This window comes from Streptomyces sp. NPDC005899 (genome assembly GCF_040629645.1).
In the GTDB taxonomy this organism is placed as follows: domain Bacteria; phylum Actinomycetota; class Actinomycetes; order Streptomycetales; family Streptomycetaceae; genus Streptomyces.
In genome coordinates this window covers 1-2,895 of sequence record NZ_JBEXWB010000544.1, presented here as the reverse complement: position 1 = coordinate 2,895, position 2,895 = coordinate 1, and the positions used below count along the sequence as shown (strand labels likewise).

Genomic DNA, 2,895 nt, shown 5'->3' with positions numbered 1-2,895 from the left:
GCCGCGGCGTGTCGAGACCCTGGCGAAGGACCCGTCGCTCCGGCTCACCGAATCAGGGCGTGCGCTGCTGCGCTGGCTGAACGAGCGCGCACCCGACCTCGAAGTGGGGCGGCAGCTGATGGCGGCGGTGCCGCCGCACTGCGCCGTCGTCGTCGCGGACCTGGCCAACTCCTACGCCCGCGAGTGGGAGCGGTTCGCGAGTGCCCTGGACCAGGCCGGCGGCGGCCCCGGCGCGAAGTAGGGCGCCGCGAGGCCGGGAGGAGCGCGCGCCGGGCTCGGGAGTGCTGCGCGCGGGGGCCAGGAGCACGAGGTGAACCGGCACCGGGACCGGAACGCGGTGACGCTCCGGATGCCGGAATCGGCATGTCGGGCCTACGGCGCCCCGCGCCCGGTGTGTCGATGAAAAACCTCTGCCGATCGCGTCCGAGTACAGGGCGGGCCGGAGTTCCGAGTCCTTTCGTTGACGGCGTGGGCATGCCGCTGGACTATGAAATGGAACTCGGCGGTGATCCCCCCGAAACATAAAAGGAATTCACCTGGTGATCCGCCGTGGGACAGGAGAAGTCCGAATGGAAGGAGAGTGGACTCCCGGAATTCGGAAGGTGAACCGGTCGAACGAACGAACTGTCCGACCCGACGCGAGAAAGGCCTGGATTTCAGGATGAACCGAGCGGGAGTTCGAGTGGATGCGACCGTGACCGATACGGAGACGAGCGCGGACGTCGCTGTGGTCGGAGCGGGGCCGGCTGGGCTGTACGCCGCCTACTGCGCGGGCTTCCGGGGGCTTTCCAGCGTACTGATCGACGCTCTGCCCGAGCCGGGCGGCCAGATCGCGGCCCTGTACCCGGAGAAGAAGATCTACGACATCGCGGGGCACCCCGCCGTACGGGGCAGGGAACTGGTCGACAACCTCGTCGCCCAGGCGGAGGCGTTCCGCCCCGCATACCTCCTCGGCCGGGCGGCGGTCTCGCTGACGCCCGGCCAGGGCGGAGGCTGGACGATCGGCATCGAGGGCGGTCGGCGGGTACGGGCCGGGGCCGTCGTGATCGCGGCCGGGCTCGGCCGCGCCGTCCCCCGCACCCTGCCCTGTCTGGGGCCGTACCAGGGGTTGGGAGTGGCGCACCACGTGCCGCGTCTCGACAGACACCGCGACCGCGACGTGGTGATCGTGGGGGGTGGTGACAGTGCGGTCGACTGGGCCCTCGCCCTCGTGTCGATCGCACGGTCCGTCACCGTCGTCCATCGGCGCTCGGCCTTCCGCGCCCACGAGCACGGTGTCAAGCAGATGTACGCCTGCGGAATTCGCGTCGTCACCGACGCCGAGGTCGTGGCCTGTCGCGGTGCCGGACATCTGGAAGAAGTGACCGTGCGAGTCGGTGAAGAGCAATGGGAATTGCCCGCCCAGGATCTTGTCGCAGCACTGGGATACATCACCGATCTAGGTCCCATCGCTGATTGGGGGTTCCGGATGCTGCATCGGCAGATCGTGGTGGACACCGCTATGCGCACCAATTTGCCGGGGGTTTACGCGGTCGGCGACATGTGTTCCTACGAGGGTCGCGTTCCGCTCATCTCGGTGGGCTTCGGGGAGGCGGCGACCGCGGCGAACCATCTGGCTGTGGAGCTGCGTCCCGGCTCCCGTCTCGCGCCGGGCCACTCCACCGACATCGACGGCGCATTGATGTCATGACCATGAAATGTCTGAAGATCCTGCCCACAGGAACCGAGGTTCTGCTGCCTGCGGGATCGCCCCTGACCGAAGTCGAGTACGAAGTCTCGCAGCGACTCATCCCGTTCGGATGCCGCTCGGGATCCTGCGGTGCGTGCGTGATCGAGGTCCTGGAGGGTTTCGGCTCTCTCGGGGAGCCCGACGACGACGAACTCGACTTCCTGCAAGACCTCGGCCGGACCGGCGGCTCACACCGCTTGGCCTGCCAGTGCCGGCTGCAGGGCGACGCGACCGTTCGTGTCGCCGACACCATCTGAAACCGCTCGTCCAGAACGTACGGGCACTCAAGGAAGAGGTTGACCATGCCTAACCGCGTGACGAACGCCGGCTACGGGGACCGCTCCCGGTTCCTCACCGCCACCGCCTCCGCGAAGCTGCGCGCCGAGATCGACGAGCAGCTCGACCAGCAGGTCCTCGAGTGGTACGCCAACGTACCCGAGGCCGCCCACCTGGAGGGCAAGAACGTCGACTCCGAGTACTACAAGCGGAACCTGATCGAGACCGCCTGGCGCATCCGGCTGCTGCGCGTCTCCGAGGCCAAGGCCTTGGTCGAGATCGCCAAGCGCAGCCCGGAGGCGGCGCAGGTCTGGGCCAACTACGAGCAGGAGGAGATGCTGCACGACGAGCTCTTCATCACGGACCTGGAGAAGGCCGGTGTGTCACGCGAGGAGTTCCTGGCCACCGAGCCCTACCTGTCGACCAAGCTGCTGACCGGATACTTCTCCTACCTCCTGGACCACGAGGGTCCGCTCGGCGTCGTCGCGTACTCCTACCTCGTCGAGTACGTGAACGTGAAGCTGGAGCCCAAGAAGCTGGAGGCGCTGAAGAACTCGGTCGGCGAGGACAACATCGGCGGCCAGATCAACCACTCGCACACCGACATCAACGACGACCACCCCGGCGAGGTCTGGGCGGCGGTCCGGCACCTGCTGCGCAACGACGACGACATCGTCGCGTTCAAGCGGTACCTCCGCGAGCACCAGGCGATCCTGGCGCAGTACTTCGAGGAGCTCTACCTGGACACCGTCGCCAAGTCCGAGCAGCAGCCCGCCTGACACCCGCCCCAGCGGGGGTGGGGGGCGGGGCGGCCGCGCCCCCCCCCCCGCCGCGGCGGGAGGGGGAGGTGGGGCCGGCTCCAACCCGGGGGGGGGGGGGGGAGGGCCGGG

Annotated in this window: 3 protein-coding genes and 1 pseudogene; all 4 read left to right on the top strand. The window is 68.5% G+C overall.

Annotated features, from left to right (window positions below; all coding sequences use genetic code 11):
* Nucleotides 1–241: pseudogene (locus tag ABZ371_RS31185) on the top strand (hypothetical protein); the annotation flags it as partial.
* Between the two features lie 453 nt (nucleotides 242–694).
* Nucleotides 695–1,690, top strand: coding sequence for an NAD(P)/FAD-dependent oxidoreductase (locus tag ABZ371_RS31180; RefSeq protein ID WP_358685994.1), 996 nt, complete (start codon nucleotides 695–697; stop codon nucleotides 1,688–1,690).
* Nucleotides 1,687–1,986, top strand: coding sequence for a 2Fe-2S iron-sulfur cluster-binding protein (locus ABZ371_RS31175; protein ID WP_358685992.1), 300 nt, complete (start codon nucleotides 1,687–1,689; stop codon nucleotides 1,984–1,986). Before ABZ371_RS31180 ends, ABZ371_RS31175 begins: the two co-directional genes overlap by 4 nt.
* A 45-nt stretch (nucleotides 1,987–2,031) precedes the next feature.
* Nucleotides 2,032–2,784: a hypothetical protein gene (locus ABZ371_RS31170; RefSeq protein WP_358685990.1), complete on the top strand. Its 753-nt coding sequence runs from the start codon at nucleotides 2,032–2,034 to the stop codon at nucleotides 2,782–2,784.
* Nucleotides 2,785–2,895 lie beyond the last annotated feature (111 nt).

What these genes read in the sequence shown, in the direction of transcription:
- ABZ371_RS31175 (WP_358685992.1), top strand. Translation starts at nt 1,687, where the DNA reads ATGACCATGAAATGTCTGAAGATCCTGCCCACAGGAACCGAGGTTCTG.
- ABZ371_RS31170 (WP_358685990.1), top strand. Translation starts at nt 2,032, where the DNA reads ATGCCTAACCGCGTGACGAACGCCGGCTACGGGGACCGCTCCCGGTTC.